The sequence below is a fragment of the Pseudomonas sp. TE3728 genome, assembly GCF_056279145.1.
Genome location: NZ_JBWBQT010000001.1, coordinates 2,723,998 through 2,740,004, shown reverse-complemented (window position 1 = coordinate 2,740,004; position 16,007 = coordinate 2,723,998). Strand labels below are relative to the sequence as shown.

General features: G+C 59.7%; 9 protein-coding genes. 3 read left to right on the top strand and 6 right to left on the bottom strand.

Going from position 1 to position 16,007, the window contains the following annotated elements; translation table 11 throughout:
* Positions 1-150: 150 nt before the first annotated feature.
* Entirely contained in the window at positions 151-1,068 is a 918-nt protein-coding gene (gene metR, locus ACZ89R_RS11685) for a transcriptional regulator MetR (protein ID WP_007898547.1), read from the bottom strand.
* A gap of 120 nt (positions 1,069-1,188) precedes the next feature.
* Between metR and metE the strand changes: the two genes are divergently transcribed.
* Positions 1,189-3,501 carry a 5-methyltetrahydropteroyltriglutamate--homocysteine S-methyltransferase gene (metE, locus tag ACZ89R_RS11680; RefSeq protein ID WP_429545715.1) on the top strand — a complete coding sequence of 771 codons (2,313 nt, stop codon included), beginning with the start codon at positions 1,189-1,191 and terminating at the stop codon, positions 3,499-3,501.
* Between the two features lie 41 nt (positions 3,502-3,542).
* Here metE and ACZ89R_RS11675 read toward each other — a convergent pair whose 3' ends face one another.
* Positions 3,543-9,113 (bottom strand): dermonecrotic toxin domain-containing protein, encoded by a 5,571-nt coding sequence (locus ACZ89R_RS11675; protein WP_429545716.1) that lies wholly within the window; start codon positions 9,111-9,113, stop codon positions 3,543-3,545.
* 252 nt (positions 9,114-9,365) lie between these two features.
* Between ACZ89R_RS11675 and ACZ89R_RS11670 the strand changes: the two genes are divergently transcribed.
* Positions 9,366-10,400, top strand: coding sequence for an alpha/beta fold hydrolase (locus ACZ89R_RS11670; protein WP_429545717.1), 1,035 nt, complete (start codon positions 9,366-9,368; stop codon positions 10,398-10,400).
* A gap of 189 nt (positions 10,401-10,589) precedes the next feature.
* Here ACZ89R_RS11670 and ACZ89R_RS11665 read toward each other — a convergent pair whose 3' ends face one another.
* Positions 10,590-10,946, bottom strand: a complete 357-nt coding sequence (locus ACZ89R_RS11665) for a DUF6124 family protein (RefSeq protein WP_192345593.1) — start codon at positions 10,944-10,946, stop codon at positions 10,590-10,592.
* Between the two features lie 548 nt (positions 10,947-11,494).
* On the opposite strand from ACZ89R_RS11665, the gene ACZ89R_RS11660 reads away from it, so the two are divergent.
* Complete coding sequence (locus ACZ89R_RS11660; RefSeq protein ID WP_429545718.1) at positions 11,495-12,163, top strand: DsbA family oxidoreductase; 669 nt, start codon at positions 11,495-11,497, stop codon at positions 12,161-12,163.
* A gap of 148 nt (positions 12,164-12,311) precedes the next feature.
* Here ACZ89R_RS11660 and ACZ89R_RS11655 read toward each other — a convergent pair whose 3' ends face one another.
* From ACZ89R_RS11655 to aauS, 3 genes are read right to left on the bottom strand one after another with little or no spacing between them, the layout of a single operon-like run.
* Complete coding sequence (locus ACZ89R_RS11655; protein WP_176466865.1) at positions 12,312-12,641, bottom strand: GlpM family protein; 330 nt, start codon at positions 12,639-12,641, stop codon at positions 12,312-12,314.
* Between the two features lie 8 nt (positions 12,642-12,649).
* Complete coding sequence (aauR, locus tag ACZ89R_RS11650; protein ID WP_429545719.1) at positions 12,650-13,978, bottom strand: two-component response regulator AauR; 1,329 nt, start codon at positions 13,976-13,978, stop codon at positions 12,650-12,652.
* Positions 13,975-15,876, bottom strand: coding sequence for a two-component sensor histidine kinase AauS (gene aauS / locus ACZ89R_RS11645; RefSeq protein ID WP_429545720.1), 1,902 nt, complete (start codon positions 15,874-15,876; stop codon positions 13,975-13,977). Before aauS ends, aauR begins: the two co-directional genes overlap by 4 nt.
* Positions 15,877-16,007: the final 131 nt, after the last annotated feature.

The following is a 16,007-nucleotide window of genomic DNA, read 5'->3' as shown; positions in this document are numbered from 1 at the left end:
AACCGCATGTTTTCAGACACTCCGCGTACACCGGTTTTACGACTGCTTCGCAGCCGAACGGGAGCAAGCTCCCTCGCCACAATTTTGAGTACTACTGAACACCAAGACCTGTCGCTGCTCGTTGCCCCAACCATTTCGGCTGACAGAGCATTAGCGAACTGCACTAACCCCATCCAGCGTCGAAAACGACGTGTCCTTTGCCGTCAGCAAAAAGTCGCGCATGTAGGGTGCATCCAGCATGTCGGCGCGAATTCCCGCGTAGAGCGTCGCGAACAAGCCTTTTTCCCCCAGCCGTTTAGCCTTCACGTAACCCCGTGAACTGTACTCATGCAGCGCCCAATGAGGCATGCCGCAGACGCCGCGACCGCTGGCCACCAGTTGCATCATCATCACCGTCAGTTCCGAGGTGCGCACCTGGGCCGGTTCGATGTCGGCCGGTTCCAGGAAGCGGGTGAAGATGTCCAGCCGATCGCGCTCCACCGGGTAGGTGATCAAGGTTTCCGTCAGCAGATCTTCGGGCACGATGTACGGCTTGCTCGCCAGGCGATGCTGGTTAGCCACCGCGAGCATGGCTTCGTAGGTGAACAACGGCACGTAAGTGATCCCGACCAGTTCCAGCGGGTCGGAGGTCACCACCAGGTCCAGATCGCCTCGGGCCAGCGCCGGCAGCGGGGCGAAGGAGAAACCCGAGGCCAGATCCAGCTCGACTTCCGGCCAGGCATCGCGGAACTGGTCGATGGTCGGCATCAGCCACTGAAAGCAACTGTGGCACTCGATCGCCATGTGCAAACGCCCCGCCGTGCCGCCGGCCAGCCGCGCAATGTCACGCTCGGCGCCACGCAGTAGCGGCAGGGTGGCGTCGGCCAGTTGCAGCAGGCGCAAGCCGGCACTGGTGAAGCGCACCGGTTTGGTCTTGCGCACGAACAACGGCATGCCCATGCGCTCTTCCAGCTCCTTGAACTGGTGGGACAGTGCCGACTGGGTCAGGTGCAGGCGGTCGGCCGCATCCACCAGGCTGTCGGCTTCGCGCAAGGCGTGCAGGGTTTTCAGGTGACGGATTTCAAGCACCGGGGGCTCCATGAGGAAAACTTGTGATCAACACGAAAAGGTTGAGTTTGTCTCATGTTGGGTGAGCTGTCGACAATAGCACCATGTTTTACAGCATCTTTTATAGAGAGAAATTTCACCATGGCTAAGGCCCACACACTTGGTTTTCCGCGCATCGGCGCCGACCGCGAACTGAAAAAAGCCCTCGAATCCTACTGGAAGGGTGATCTTGACCAGGACGCACTGAAAAGCGTCGGCCGCCAATTGCGCGCCACCCATTGGCAATTGCAGAAAGACGCCGGCATCGACCTGCTGCCCGTGGGCGACTTCGCCTGGTACGACCAGGTACTGACTCACTCCCTGACCTTCGGTGTCATCCCCGAACGTTTTGACAGTGCCAAGGATAAACGTGGCCTGCCCACCCTCGACACCCTGTTCGCCATGGCTCGTGGTGCTACTGCGGCCTGTTGTGGTGGTGAACATGACAAGGCGCAATACGCTCAGGAACTGACCAAGTGGTTCGACACCAACTATCACTACCTGGTCCCGGAATTCACCGCTGATCAACAGTTCAAACTGAGCTGGGAACAGCTGTTCGACGAAGTAGATGAAGCCAAAGCCTTGGGCCACAACGCCAAACCGGTGATCATCGGCCCGTTGACTTACCTGTGGCTGGGCAAGGCGAAGGGTGATGGCTTCGACAAACTCGACCTGCTGGAGCGACTGTTGCCGATCTACGGCGAAATTCTCGGTCGCCTCGCTGCCCAAGGCGTGGAGTGGGTGCAGATCGATGAACCGATCCTCACCCTCGACCTGCCACAGGCCTGGAAAAACGCCTTCGAACGCGCCTATCACATCCTTCAATATTCGCCGCTGAAAAAACTCGTGGCGACGTACTTCAGTGGCCTGGAAGACAACCTCGGCCTGGCTGTCAGCCTGCCAGTGCAAGGCTTGCACATCGATGCGGTGCGCGCGCCGGATCAACTCGGTCAGGTGCTGGATCGTCTGCCGACTTACAAAATTCTCTCGGTGGGTCTGGTGAACGGTCGCAACGTCTGGCGCTGCGAGCTGGAGCAAGTGCTGGCGCAATTGCAGCCAGCCCAGGAGCGTTTTGGCGATAACTTGTGGGTCAGCAGTTCCTGTTCGCTACTGCACAGTCCGGTGGACCTGGACCGTGAAGACACACTCGACCCGGAACTGAAAAGCTGGCTGGCGTTTGCCGTGCAGAAGTGCGGTGAAATCGCGGTGCTGCGTGATGCCCTCAACGATCCGCAATCGCCCAAAGTGCAAACCGCCCTGGCTGAAAGCCGCGCCATTGCGGCCAGTCGCGCTCAATCTCCGCGTATCCACAAAACGGATGTTCAGGCCCGAATCAACGCCATCGGCGCAGCGGACAGCCAGCGTCACTCGCCGTTTGCCAAACGCATCGAACAACAACAGGCACGGCTGAAACTGCCGGCGTTCCCGACCACCACCATCGGCTCGTTCCCACAGACCGCATCGATCCGTCTGGCGCGCCAGGCCTTCAAGCAAGGCAAGCTGTCGGCCAACGATTACACCGATGCTATGCACAGCGAAATCCGCCACGCTGTGCAAATCCAGGAACGCCTGGGCCTGGACGTGCTGGTGCATGGTGAAGCCGAGCGCAACGACATGGTCGAGTACTTTGCCGAACAACTGGACGGCTACTTGTTCACTCGGTTCGGCTGGGTCCAGAGCTACGGCTCGCGCTGCGTCAAACCGGCGATCATTTATGGCGACCTGAGCCGTCCGAAGCCGATGACGGTCGACTGGATCACCTATGCCCAGAGCCTCACCGACAAAGTCATGAAAGGCATGCTCACCGGTCCCGTCACCATGCTGATGTGGTCATTCCCGCGCGAAGACGTCTCGCGCAAAATTCAGGCGCAGCAACTGGCCTTGGCCTTGCGCGATGAAGTGGTGGACCTGGAAAGCGCCGGCATCAAGATCGTGCAGATCGACGAAGCCGCGTTCCGCGAAGGGCTGCCGCTACGCCGGGCGCAATGGCAGGAATACCTCGACTGGGCGGTGGAAGCCTTCCGCCTGAGTGCATCGGGTGTGCGCGACGAAACTCAGATTCACACCCACATGTGCTACAGCGAATTCAACGACGTGATCCAGTCCATCGCCGCCATGGACGCCGACGTGATCACCATCGAAACCTCGCGCTCGGACATGGAACTGCTGGAAGCCTTCGAAGCGTTCGACTACCCCAACGACATCGGCCCGGGCGTCTACGACATCCACTCGCCACGGGTGCCGGACACGGCCGAGATGGTCAAGTTGATGAGCAAAGCCGTGAAGCGGATTCCGGCCGAACGCTTGTGGGTCAACCCCGATTGCGGTTTGAAAACCCGCGCTTGGCCGGAAACCGAAGCAGCGCTGGTAAACATGGTTGCGGCAGCACGGCAGTTGCGTAGCCAGCTGGCGTGAAGCGCCAGGAAGGAGCGGGGTAATCCCGCTCCTTTTTTTCATCAGAGGTTTTCGAAGTGTGGCAGCGCGGCAGATTGTTTGCCGATATCGGCGTAAGGCAGGTTGGCGTTGTCCGCATGGGTGAGAAACCGATGTTCCGGTAATTTCAAATGGGCTTTCTCGAATGCGCCGAATGCAGGTGCGGCCTTGTTGTAATGGAAGTGGGCGTACCACAGCACTTTCGCGGGTGTTTGCGTCAAATCCCAGACTTCGTATTCCTGCATATAGTCAATTCGACCATTCGAGCGTTTGCCCAGGTTTTTGATCGGACTGGTTTTACGGATATCTACCACGTGGTGCGTGACGAGGTCGTCGAGCATGCCATCGGTTGGTTTTTTAATCAGCAGCGACTGACGGGTTCGCAGTGCGCGACCGGTGGCAATCAATTCGGTGGCCTTGTCGCGTAGCTGCTGGACAAGGGCATTGCCTGGGGCAATGTCCTCGATGCCAAGAGCGCGGCGTGTGAGTTCATTCGCCTCACTGACCATCATGTGCTCGAGGTCCACCGGGAGCATGTCTTGATCCGCGTAGGCTTGAACCCTGGCCTGGTAGGTTGCTTGTGATTGCAATCGGTGGCGGGCATCTGCCACTAACGGTTCAAGTTCTCTGCGAATGGAGTGGGATGGCTGTGGCTGTGGGTTCAAGAGGCGGAATTTGCCGTTGCTCCCTTGTTCCCAGATTTCCATGTACCCACTTCGTCCCGTCAGGATGTATTGCCGCTTTTGTTTAGTCGTTTCCCAGCGCTCCACCCCGATCAACAATTGGTCGCCTTCAGTGGTGAACACTTTTTTGTTGCTGCGCCCTGGAATAGTCGGTGCAGGCAAATCAAGCGCCTTGCGCGCTCTCTCGGCCATTTTCGCGATGCCGTCCATCAATGACGGCACGTCATCCAGATGAAAATGCTGAGGATAGCTGGCAGTCCAGGCATTCATATCCCGGCGAAATTGACTGTAGTACTCGATGCACTCTTGAAGGATCTGGTTACGCTGAGCCTTGGTAACATTGACTTCCGGCAGACTGAACTGGGTGAACAAGGCGCGGTCGACTTGGGCTCTTTTCACTTGCGCCTGGCTTTGGAGCCAGAACCAGGACACATCGTTGGCGGTGTCATAGCGTGTCACCATTTCCAGCAAGTTACCGGTTTTCAAGTAAAGGAGATTTGTCTCGCTGAGACGCCCGTTCAGCATTGTGACTTCCTGGGTCAGTTGGGCTTTGTGTGCCTTGACGGTAATTTTCTCGTACCAATAGTTAAGGTCCCGCATTTGGGCCTTGATGGTGTCGAGTTGTTTAATCGTTTCCAGCCGCAGCTTCCGGATATTCCCCAGCACCCGCAGCCGGTCGGAGAGCGCTGTAGCGGGCAATGTGTCCAGACTCTCTATCAGCGCATCGATACTGTTCAGCAGGGGATCGGTTCGATGATTGGCAAAGAACAATTGTTGCTTGTACCTGTCGGTCAGTAACGCCGCGTCATCGCTTTGCATTTGCACAAGCGCGCGCTTTTTGTTGCCGTGGCTGAGTGGAAGCAGATCTGCCAACGTCTGGTAGTGCTGTTTGGCTAACTCGATATCGGCGATGCAGGCTGTCTCAGCTTCGCGCATCAGCGCCTTGGGGCGCTCTGGATTGGCGTTGTAGGCTTGCAGGGCGGCTTTGGTGCGCTTTACCTGGGTATCGAATTGCAGGGCGAGCCTATCGGCCTCTACGGTCAATGCATGATGGCGACGATAAGCGTGGTCGATCCACCAGCGAGGCAACCGTTCGCGCAGAGCCTGAGGCCATACCGGATCAAGCGTATCCGCTAGGTGCCCGAGCATGTTGCCGCCACCGAGCCCCCCGCCTTCGAACGTAACGCCATAAACGCCGAAATAAGTATCCCAGTGGCCTGCTTCATCGAGCGCGATGGGCTGTTTGTAGGTTTTTTGACTATTGCCGCTCAAGCGCCAGTTGCGTGAATCCTTGCTGCGCTCGACCTGGAAAATCCGTCCCTGGCGCACGATAAAATCACCCTCGGCATGGCGGTAGATATTGCGATAGGTCCCCTGGGTTGCCGGCTGGAGTCCCGATAGGGAAATTGCCTGCTCATACTCGTAACCGGTGAAGCGTTCGGCCACATGCCGGGCCTGACGCATCGAGGGCACCTGTATCGCGGCCGCCGTTGTGCCCAACTTATGAAGCTGGCGCGCGCGCGTGATGGAGCGGGCTGTCCGGGAAAGCGCCGAGGTTGCAACTTCACCGGGAAGCAAATCCATGGCCGCGTCGATCAGCGACAACAGCACCGATTCGACCTCCGCCAGGCCGTCACCCACGTCTGCGCGTAAAAAGGCCGCCACCGCCTGGTTCGCGGCGATCCAGACATCGTAGAGTGAGATAGCGGTCCCGACGAAAGGCACCAGTCCAAAAGCCATTTTTATGTAGTTGAAGGCGCGCGGGCCTTTCAGTGCGTAACGCTCCATGTACAGCGCGTCGTTGGCGCGGGAGGTGCCGCGATGAGTTTCGATCAGGCGACCCATATGAGCATTGACCAGGTGGGCAGCCAACGAGGTGGTCGCCGGCCAGCGCAAGCCGACTCCGATCAACGCGTCGAAGTGTTTAAGCATGCTCTGCTTGATGCGGATTTCGTGGGCTCGTACGTCGCCCTGTAAGGCCCGGCCAGCCAGGTAGCCGACCCATTTGTCATGCAGACACAAGTTGAACAGGGCCTTGCGAGCGGTTTCCAGGCTGTCGTAACGGCGCAGGAATTGGCCATCGGGGCTGTCGGGCAGGTATAGCAGGGTGACCCCGCTGACCTGTTCCTCGATGAAGTTCACGCCAGACAACGTCACGGGGCCTTCATTGGGTGTGTCCTTGCCACCCACGCTCAAGTGGGCCGGCAGCAATACGATGCGCTTGCCATCGGTGCGCCAGGCTTGGGGGGTGTCGGCGTCGATGGCGATGTTCAGGACTTGCAAGTCGTTTTGGTCGATCTGCTTTTGCAGGCGGGCGGTCTCACCCTGCAATTTGAGCATCAGAGCCCAGGGCTCGATCAGGCTCTCGCGGCGATGCTCTTTGCTGAAGACGGGCTCGGTGGCCGCCCCTGTGAACGCGTCGCGGATCAGCGTTTCGTATGCCTTGGGCAAGTCGAGTTCCGGCAGGACCCTCATCAGATAATCACGGGTGATGCCGCTTTTCAGGGCCTGGGCTTCGGACTTGTTCGCCGCAGTAACCTCCACCTGCATGAAGCTCAATCGCAGGGGAAGGGGTTCCAGGTTCATCGACGGTGTGTTGTCTATATTGTGTTGGGCCAGGTCCTCGAGGGACATCCTGCTACGCGTCACACTTGGAGTCAGCACGAGTTTTTGCGGGGTTCCTGGCGCTCCGGGAGCGGCATCGAGATGCTTTGTCCATTTCACCGAATCGGGCAAGTCGAGCTTCACCTCGAAACGGCCCTTGATCGAGAAGTCCTTGCGCAGACGGGCGTGCAAGTGTTTACGGGTGAAGTCGTCACGGGGTTCCAGGGCGACTGTTAGCAGTTCGTGGCTGCGTTGCATCGCCGTGATGTACGCCTCGATCAGTCGCTTGAGCCTGATACGGTCAGCCTCGGTCAGTGCACTGAGCCAATTCGGCAGGTTGGACGCGAGGATATTGCTGCGGTCTTGCTCCTGCAGGTGGGCGAAAGCAAGGTTCCTGGCGGCGTGCACCGGAACCTGCAACGTGGCGCGGGCGTGTTTGCGCAAGATTTCCAGTTGTTCGGCACGCTGTGCGGCCTTGGCCGGCTCGGCGTGACGCTGGCGTAGCGCGCCGGCCTGTTCTTCGAAGTCGCTGGTCAGTTGGTTCAGCCCGTACGTCAGCGCGTCGCCAGGAATTTTATTCAGCTGCAATGTCAGTGCATTGTCCTGCTGATGAATCTGCAATACCTGGCGTTCAAGCTCACGACGGTTGGCGAATCGTTGCAGACCACCGCCGGTGCCAGACCAGTAGAGCAACACGCTGTGCGGCGAATTGGCATCGGCCAGCGCATCCGCTCGGGTGACGATAAATGCGCCGTTGAGTTCCTGGGCGGTGACCGTGGTTTTGTCACCGCTCTGTTCGGTCATCGATAGGGTCAGGCTGGCCGCGACCGGGTCCGGCCCTGGATTGTCGGGAGTGTCCAGCAAGGCTTTGAGCAGGCTGCACTCCTCGTCACTGAGTTGTTTAAGCGCCAGTTGGAGCCTGGCTTCAGCGTGCAGACCGGCCTTATGGGCGCTGTGCAGGGCGGTGAACGCCTGCTGGAACGTGACCACATCCAGTGGGCGCGATCGATTAAGCAACGCAGAGGCGGCCTTGTCTGCGGCTTCTTCGGCGGTTTCCAACGCGTTGAGCGAGTCCTTGAACGGTTGCAGGCCCTGGCCATCTCCTACCTCTGCCACCAATATTTCGAGCGCATCGCGCTGCTTGTTCAGCGCGGCCTGGCGCAGTGACAAGGGGATATCCGCATATAGGCTGCCAAATAGTGGCTGTTCACTGGCCACCGTGTCGCCATCGGCGGTTTCCAGCTTGGGGGGTGAGGCGAGAATGGCAGTCTTGCCGCGCTCTTGGTCAACCTGGTCAGCCAGGGCGAGGGATTGCGCACCGTGCTCCGCCAACCCGGGCTTGCCGCGGGTTCCGTGGCGTAACGCGCTGACCTGAGCCGGCTGGCAGGCCGCAAACAGGTCGCTTGCGCCCACGCCCATGGGGTCGGTTTTGGCGGTGTATTCAAAGCGAACGTTATCGGTGGGCAAGCCGGGCGGGACGAGTGCCTGTCGGAGAAGCCATGCCTCCATGTCTCTGCGTTGACTGAAAAGTTGAATTGCGACGGGCCGGCTAGGCAGATACAGCCATTGACTGCCGCTGGCCGCCTCGCCTGTGGTGATGACCCATGCGCCTGGGAGTTCGACTCTGAGGTTACTCAATACCAGGACCAATTGCTCGGTATGGACAGGCTGGCCGTCCAGCGTCAGAGCACCGAGGGGCGGATCGATGATCAACAACAGGGGTTTTAGCTGTTCCGCCGTCAGGGCTCTCTGGGCGAATGCCAGTTGGACGCTCGCTTCGAAATGCTGACGGTAAAGCTGTATTGCCCGTTGTTTGCGCGATACCGCAGTGTTGGGGGCACGCGTGTTCCAGTAGGTTGCCCAGCGCTCGCGGTGCGACTGTTCAGGGGTGAGTGTCTTGAGTCGTTCGAGCATTTGCAGTGGCGTCAGGTTCGACAGGGGATGAGTCTGACTCAGACCGGTCACTTGGCAGCGCTCATCGAGCGTCGTCTCCAGTGTCGGGTGTTGCAGGACGAAGGCGCAGGCATCGGTGAAGCTGACCAACCGTTGCGGATGCTCCTGTGTGGCGACGAAGAGCAAGCCAGCTTGTTGTCCCGCCAGATCGAGTTTCTGTTTCAACAGTTGAGTGAGCGTGTCACGCATTCCCGGACTGGCGACAAGAAGCTCGCGCAAGCCCTCGCTGCTTTCGCGCCAGCGTGCCGAAGCATGCAGAAACAGGCTTTCGTCGTAGAGAGGCGGCAGCGCGGATGGGGTAGGTATGAGGATCGGCGCCGGGTTGGGGAGGTCGAAAAGAAGTCTATCGGTCATATCAACAGGGCTCGGTGCGAGGAGCGGCGGTTCCACTCCATTTGCGAGCCATTTAAGGAAAGTTCTCGGGGACGGTGGCGGTAAATAGTTATCGCATCAGAGGCGGATGTGATCGAACGCACCTCATGCAATCGAACTGTCGCGATGACCGCTCGGCAATCTTCATCAAACTGTCACGTAACTGTGGCAGCGCGCTTGAACAAACTTCATCAGACTCGCGCTCTACTGGAGTTCTGCGTTTCGGTGTTTTTCATGCGTGCTTTATTTTTATCGGCGGCCACATTTCTGGCCGCTTTATTGTTCAGCCTGTCGTCCCTGGCGGCTTCGCGGTGCGATGTCAATGTTCCGACCGAGCGGGTCGATCTGGAGCAGGTGAGCCTGGCTTACCAGAGCATTGGCCGTGCCTCGGACCCTGCGTTGTTGCTGGTGATGGGCCTGGGCGGGCAGTTGATTCACTGGCCGGACGAAGTGGTGGTTGCGCTGTGTCAGCAGGGGTTTCGGGTCATCCGCTATGACAATCGCGATGTGGGCCTCTCGACTTGGCGGCAGGCGCCGGTCGATGCCAACCTGACGTTCGAAGTGCTGCGCTACAAACTCGGCTTGCCGATATCGGCGCCGTACACCCTGACCGACATGGCCGACGATGCCTTCGGCCTGATGAGTGCCTTGCACGTCGAGCAATTCCACGTACTGGGCGCCAGCATGGGCGGGATGATCGCCCAGCATATGGCGGCCATGGCACCGCAGCGTGTCGAGAGCCTGACCTTGCTGATGACCAGCTCGGGGGCCGAAGGTTTGCCGGCGCCGAGTGCGGCGCTGGTGCAGTTACTCGCGCGACGTGGTGCGCCGAATCGTGAAGTGGCGCTGGAGCAACAGGCCGACTTGCTGGCGGCACTGGGCAGCCCGGCGGTGAGCGATGACCGGCAGGCGTTGTTGCAGCAAGCGGCGCAGTCTTATGACCGGGCATTCAACCCTGAGGGCGTGAAGCGCCAGATCATGGCGATCCTCGCTGAACGGAGCCGCGTGGCGTTGCTTAACCAACTGCGAGTGCCGACGCTGGTGGTTCACGGCACCGCCGATCCGTTGTTGCCGGTGATGCATGGCGTGCATTTGGCGGCGCACATTCGCGGCAGTCAGTTGAAGCTGATTCCGGGGCTGGCCCATCGTTTTCAGGAGGCGTTCAAGGCGCCGTTGCTGGCGGCGGTGTTGCCGTATTTGCAGGCCCACCGCGAAGACACCTCACATTGGGCGCAGATCGATCCGGTGGCCGAACACAATCTTCTGTAACACCCAGATCCAAACTGTAAGAGCCCTGTGGCGAGGGAACTTGCTCCCGCTGGGCTGCGAAGCAGCCCCAATCCTGCACAGGCTGCTGAGTCTCAGGTAATCCGCATTGACCTGTTTACGACTGCTGCGCAGCCGAGCGGGAGCAAGCTCCCTCGCCACAAAAGCGCCTCAATGACAGTGGAGGCTGCTTTACGTTGGAACGAAGTTATCCAGCATCCGGTTCACCGCCAGTTCACCCAGCATGACCGAGTTCTGGATGCCGAGCACGGTGTTGCGTTGCGGGCCGTTCAGCTGCCCCGCGAAATCACTCAGCATCACGCTCGCCGCTGCCAGCGATTCGCAGGCGTTGACCAGCAGGGTTTCGTCATTGGCGTCGGGGGCGACCAAGTAAAGGGTGCTGGGTTTGCGTGGGGTGTCTTTGGGAATGACCGGTTTGAGGTAGTAATCGAGGGCGCGGTCGGCGGCTTCGTTGAGCTTTTTGGAGCCCGGGGTTTCGTATGGGGAAACGTCGTCGGTTTCCGGTGGGTTTGGAGTGATTTTGAACATTGGTACGGTAATCCTTTTAGTAGAGCCGCAACCTATCTCGCTACTAAACGGAATGGGAGGCAGCTGTGCGCAAGTTAGTAGACCGGCTACCGCCCAAACCGGCGCGCCCTAGGGCACCATGCGCACAGCCACCATCAAGTGCAGGCGAATACCTGACTAGATGACACTTGTACGGCCGATAAGAAAAGCCGGGCTACTAAACCCGATCACTGGGAATCAGTGACACGAACCAAGTTACCGACGGGCCTCCAGGCGCACAAGCCGGCGGATTCTGACGTGGTTGTAGGCGACGGCGCAAGGCGCTGTAGCTTTCAGGAAGTAACGCTAAACAGAACTAAACACCATCCCCAAAACACCCGAAATCCCCCTGTGGGAGCGAGCCTGCTCGCGAAAGCGGTGTATCAGCCAATGCAGATATCAACTGACAAGACGCCTTCGCGAGCAGGCTCGCTCCCACAATGGGAATAGTGGAACGGCTGCCACACGGGCTCAGTCTGCGGGTGTATCGTTCGAACTTTCCGGCGCGATTCAAGCCTGCGAGGTAAATGATGAGTACCCCCCTGAAAATCGATTTCGTCAGCGACGTGTCCTGCCCCTGGTGCGTCGTCGGTCTGTATAGCCTGACCCGTGCCCTGGATTTACTCGGCGACGAAGTCCAGGCCGAGATCCGTTTCCAGCCGTTCGAACTGAACCCGAAGATGGGCCCCGAGGGCCAGAACATCACCGAACACATCAGCGAAAAGTACGGCTCGACGCCTGAGCAATCGCAGAAGAACCGCGAAATGATCCGCGCGCGTGGCGCCGAGGTCGGGTTTGCCTTTCGCACGGATGGCAACAGCCGCATCTACAACACTTTCGATGCTCATCGCTTGCTGCACTGGGCCGGGCTGGAAGGGTTGCAGTTCAACCTGAAAGACGCACTGTTCAAGGCGTATTTCACCGAGGGCGGCAATCCGTCCGATCACGCACAGTTGGCGCAGATCGCTGAAAGCGTGGGGCTGAATCGGCAGCGGGCCGAGGCGATTCTGGCGTCCGATGAATTCGCCAATGAGGTTCGCGAGGAAGAACAGTTGTGGTTATCGCGCGGCGTGAGTTCAGTGCCGACGGTGGTGTTCAACGGGCAGTACGCCGTCAGTGGCGGGCAGCCGGTGGAGACGTTTATCGGTGCGATTCGTCAGATTATGAGTGAGGCCAAGGGTGGAACGGTCAACGGCTAATGGCTCGATCTGCGTAGGAGCTGCCGCAGGCTGCGATCTTTTGATCTTGACCTTCAGCGGTCTAGAAAAAATCAAGAGCAAAAGATCGCAGCCTGCGGCAGCTCCTACAGGTGTGTGCAAATGCCGCAGGCCGCGATCTTTTTTGAATTTAGCCGTGGAGGCGAACCCAAACACTGACCAGCACCGTCGCCGCCATCAACCACGCCACCGCCGCCACCGCCAACGAAGCCTCCAGCCGCATCCGGTCGACCATCACATACAAGGTCGCCAGGTAGACGAAGTACGGAATGATCGACCACATACCAAACACGATGGTGGTTTTCAGATCATCCAGCGAACGCCCCTTGCCGACGATGTAATGAGCGATCAGCGCAAAGGTCGGAAACAGCGGCACCAGGCCTGCGATGTAATAGTTTTTGGTCTTGGCCAGCATGGCCAGAATCACCACCACCGCCGCGCCCAGGGTTGCTTTGAACATCAGGTCCATCAGTGGCTCAACCCGTATTTCTTCACTTTGTCGAACAGCGTGGTCTTGGCCATCCCCAGTTCCTGGCTGGCCTGGGTCAGGTTGCCGCCGCTGCGCTGCAAGGCGTCGCTGAGCAGGTTGCGTTCGAAGGCTTCCACCGCTTCGGCGAAGGCCAGGCCCTGATTGTTGCCATTGGTGCCGGATTTTTTGAAGGCCGGCAGGCCCAATGCGAAACGCTCGGCGACGTTACGCAATTCGCGCACGTTGCCCGGCCAGTCGTGGCTCATCAGGTTCGACAGGGTCTGGTTGTCCAGTTCCGGCACCGCGCGGTCGAAGCGCAAGGATGACTGCTGCAGGAAGTGTTCGAACAGTTGCAGGATGTCTTCGCGGCGTTCGCGCAGCGGCGGCAGTTCCAGGGTTACCACGTTCAAGCGGTAATACAGGTCGCTGCGAAACTCGCCGGCCTTGCTCGATTGATCCAGATCGGACTTGGTCGCGGCGATCACCCGGCAATCCACCGCCACGCTCTGGTTCGAGCCAAGGCGTTCAAGAGTGCGTTCCTGCAACACCCGCAGCAGTTTGATCTGCAACGGCAGGGGCATGCTTTCCACTTCATCGAGGAACAGTGTGCCGCCGTCGGCGTGCTCGATCTTGCCGATCCGCCGCTTGCCGGCACCGGTGAAGGCGTTGGCCTCGTGACCGAAAATTTCACTTTCGAACAGGTTCTCCGGCAGGCCACCGCAGTTCAGCGCGACGAACTGTTTGGTGTGCCGACGGCTGAAGTCGTGCAGGCAGCGCGCAACCAATTCTTTACCGGTACCGGTCTCGCCTTCAATCAGCACGTTGGCCGAGGTATCGGCGACGTTGGCGATCAGTTCTCGCAGGTTCTGCATGGCCGGCGAGCGCCCGATGATCCGGCCTTCGAGGGAGTCGCGCTCGAACAGCTGTCGACGTAACGACGACACTTCCCGCGCCAGGCTGCGTTGCTCCAGCGCACGGCGGGCGACGTCCACCAGACGTTCCGGGGAGAAGGGTTTCTCCATGAAGTCGTAAGCGCCTTTCTGCATCGCGCCGACGGCCATCGAGATGTCGCCATGGCCGGTAATCAGCACCACCGGCAGGCTGCGATCGCGGGCCTTGAGCCGGGTCAGCAGTTCCAGGCCATCGATGCCCGGCAGGCGGATGTCGCTGATGACGATGCCGGCGAAGTTATCGCCGACCCGTTCCAGCGCTTCTTCGGCGCTGCCGACGCCCACGCAGGGAATGTCTTCCAGGGTCAGCGCCTGTTGGCAGCCGAGCAGGACATGGGGGTCGTCTTCGACGATCAGCACACTAAGGTCGTTGTTCATATTGGCTCGGCGGGAGTGGAGCTTACCAACGGTAAACTGAGAACGAAGGTGGTACCACCGCTGGCCGGGTGCTCGACACCCAGATGCCCGCCAGTGGCGGCGGCCAGGCTGGCGGAAAGCGTCAGGCCGAGGCCCAGGCCTTGTTCGCCGGGTTTGGTGGTGAAGAACGGTTCGAACAGATGCTTGCGCGCTTCGGCATCGATGCCGTGGCCGTTGTCGCGTACCCGCAGACGATACTTGCCATCGAACTCCTCGCCTTCGAGCCACAACGCCGGCAGGGGCTGCGACTGCATGGCGTCGAGCGCGTTGCCGATCAGGTTGACCAGGATCTGCTCCAGACGGGTCTGGTCGATTTGCACCTGCACGTCTTCAAGGTCGCGGTGCAATTGCAGGTGCGCGCTTTCCATCCGGCTGCCCAGCAATTGCAGGGCGGCGTCCACGGCTTTGCCAAAACTGGCCTGGCCCTTGTCATCACCGCGCCGGGCGAAGGAACGCAGGCTGGCGGTGATCCGGCCCATGCGGTCGATCAGTTCATTGATGGTCTTGAGGTTGGTGCTGGCCACATCCAGCTGGCCGCGTTCCAGAAAGCGCACGGTATTGCCGGACAAGGTCCGCAAGGCGGCCAGCGGCTGGTTCAATTCGTGGGCGATGCTGGTGGACATCTGGCCGATGGCTGCCAGTTTGCCGGCCTGGACCAGTTCATCCTGAGCGCGGCGCAACGTCTCTTCCGCCTGCCGGCGTTCACGGATCTGACCCTTGAGTCGTTCGTTGCTGGCGCGCAGGTCGGTGGTGCGTTCGGTAATCCGACGCTCCAGTTGATTGTTGGCTTCCTGCAGGGCTTCCCGCGCCGCGAGGCGGGTGGCGATCACCTTGCGCCGCTCGTTCCAGGCGATCAGCAGAAACGCCACCAGGGCAAACGCCACCGCCACCAGAATCCCCTGATTGATCGCTTCACGCCGCAAATCCTGCAGGGGGGTGAGCAGGGTGAAATTCCATGGGGTGTCGCTCAGCGGCCGGGTTTGCGAGAGGTAGCTGATGTTCTCTTCTTCGGACATCAATTCGCTGTTGGCGGGGAAGGTCAGTTTTTCCTCGCCTTCGGCCAGCTTCTCCCGCGCCAGCGGTTGCAGCTCGTTCAGCGGAAACCAGTAGTACTGCAGGCTACGGGCCAGTTTTTCCTTGGTTTCCTCGCTCAATGGCACAACCGATTTAAGCCGCCGCGCCGGATCGCTGGAGAGAATGATGATGCCGTTCTCGTCGCTGACGAAGGCTTCCAGACGCGCACGCTGCCAGCGTTCTTCCATGGCTTCGAGGCGGACCTTGACCACGGCGACACCGATGATCTTGCCGTGCTCTTCCAGGCCATGCGCCAGGTAATAGCCGGGTTCGCCACTGGTGCTGCCAATGCCGTAGAAACGCCCCGGCTGACCGCGCACGGCATTCTGGAAATAGGCGCGGAAGGACAGGTCTTCACCCAGATAACTGTCGACATCGCGCCAATTGCTGGTGGCCAATACGCGACCGGTGGTGTCCATCACATAAATGGCCCGACTGCGGCTGCGCCGGTTCAGGCCTTCAAGGTATTCGTTGACCGTCTGCCGGAGTTCCGGAGACGGGTCGGCCAACAGCTTTGAAACACTGGATTCGAGTTCCAGCAGGCTGGGCAGGTAGGTGTACTTGCTGATTTCGCTCTCGACGGCGCGGGCGTGCAGTTCCAACTGACGCTGGCCATTCTCGCTAAGGCTGCGAATTCCGTAGTGTTCACTGACCCAGAAGCCGATGTAACCCAATCCGATCATCAGGGCGATGACCAGTGGCGGCAGGAACAGGTGGCGAATCAAACGGGGTTTCACGGCGAGTGATGGCGGCGCGGCGCGATAGAGAGTGGAGTCGCATTTCATCACAGATGCCTTGGGTCAACCAGCGTGGCAACGGGCTTGCACTGGTTTCCAGTCGAACGCGGAACCTGTGGCGAGGGAGCTTGCTCCCGCTCGGCTGCGAAGCAGTCGTAAAACCGGTAAATGCGGTGTGT

Bases quoted from the DNA above. Each gene is read 5' to 3' on its own strand.
- ACZ89R_RS11665 (WP_192345593.1), bottom strand. From the start codon at position 10,946: ATGTTCAAAATCACTCCAAACCCACCGGAAACCGACGACGTTTCCCCA.
- aauR (WP_429545719.1), bottom strand. From the start codon at position 13,978: ATGAACAACGACCTTAGTGTGCTGATCGTCGAAGACGACCCCCATGTC.
- ACZ89R_RS11660 (WP_429545718.1), top strand. From the start codon at position 11,495: ATGAGTACCCCCCTGAAAATCGATTTCGTCAGCGACGTGTCCTGCCCC.
- ACZ89R_RS11670 (WP_429545717.1), top strand. From the start codon at position 9,366: ATGCGTGCTTTATTTTTATCGGCGGCCACATTTCTGGCCGCTTTATTG.
- metE (WP_429545715.1), top strand. From the start codon at position 1,189: ATGGCTAAGGCCCACACACTTGGTTTTCCGCGCATCGGCGCCGACCGC.
- aauS (WP_429545720.1), bottom strand. From the start codon at position 15,876: ATGAAATGCGACTCCACTCTCTATCGCGCCGCGCCGCCATCACTCGCC.
- ACZ89R_RS11655 (WP_176466865.1), bottom strand. From the start codon at position 12,641: ATGTTCAAAGCAACCCTGGGCGCGGCGGTGGTGGTGATTCTGGCCATG.
- ACZ89R_RS11675 (WP_429545716.1), bottom strand. From the start codon at position 9,113: ATGACCGATAGACTTCTTTTCGACCTCCCCAACCCGGCGCCGATCCTC.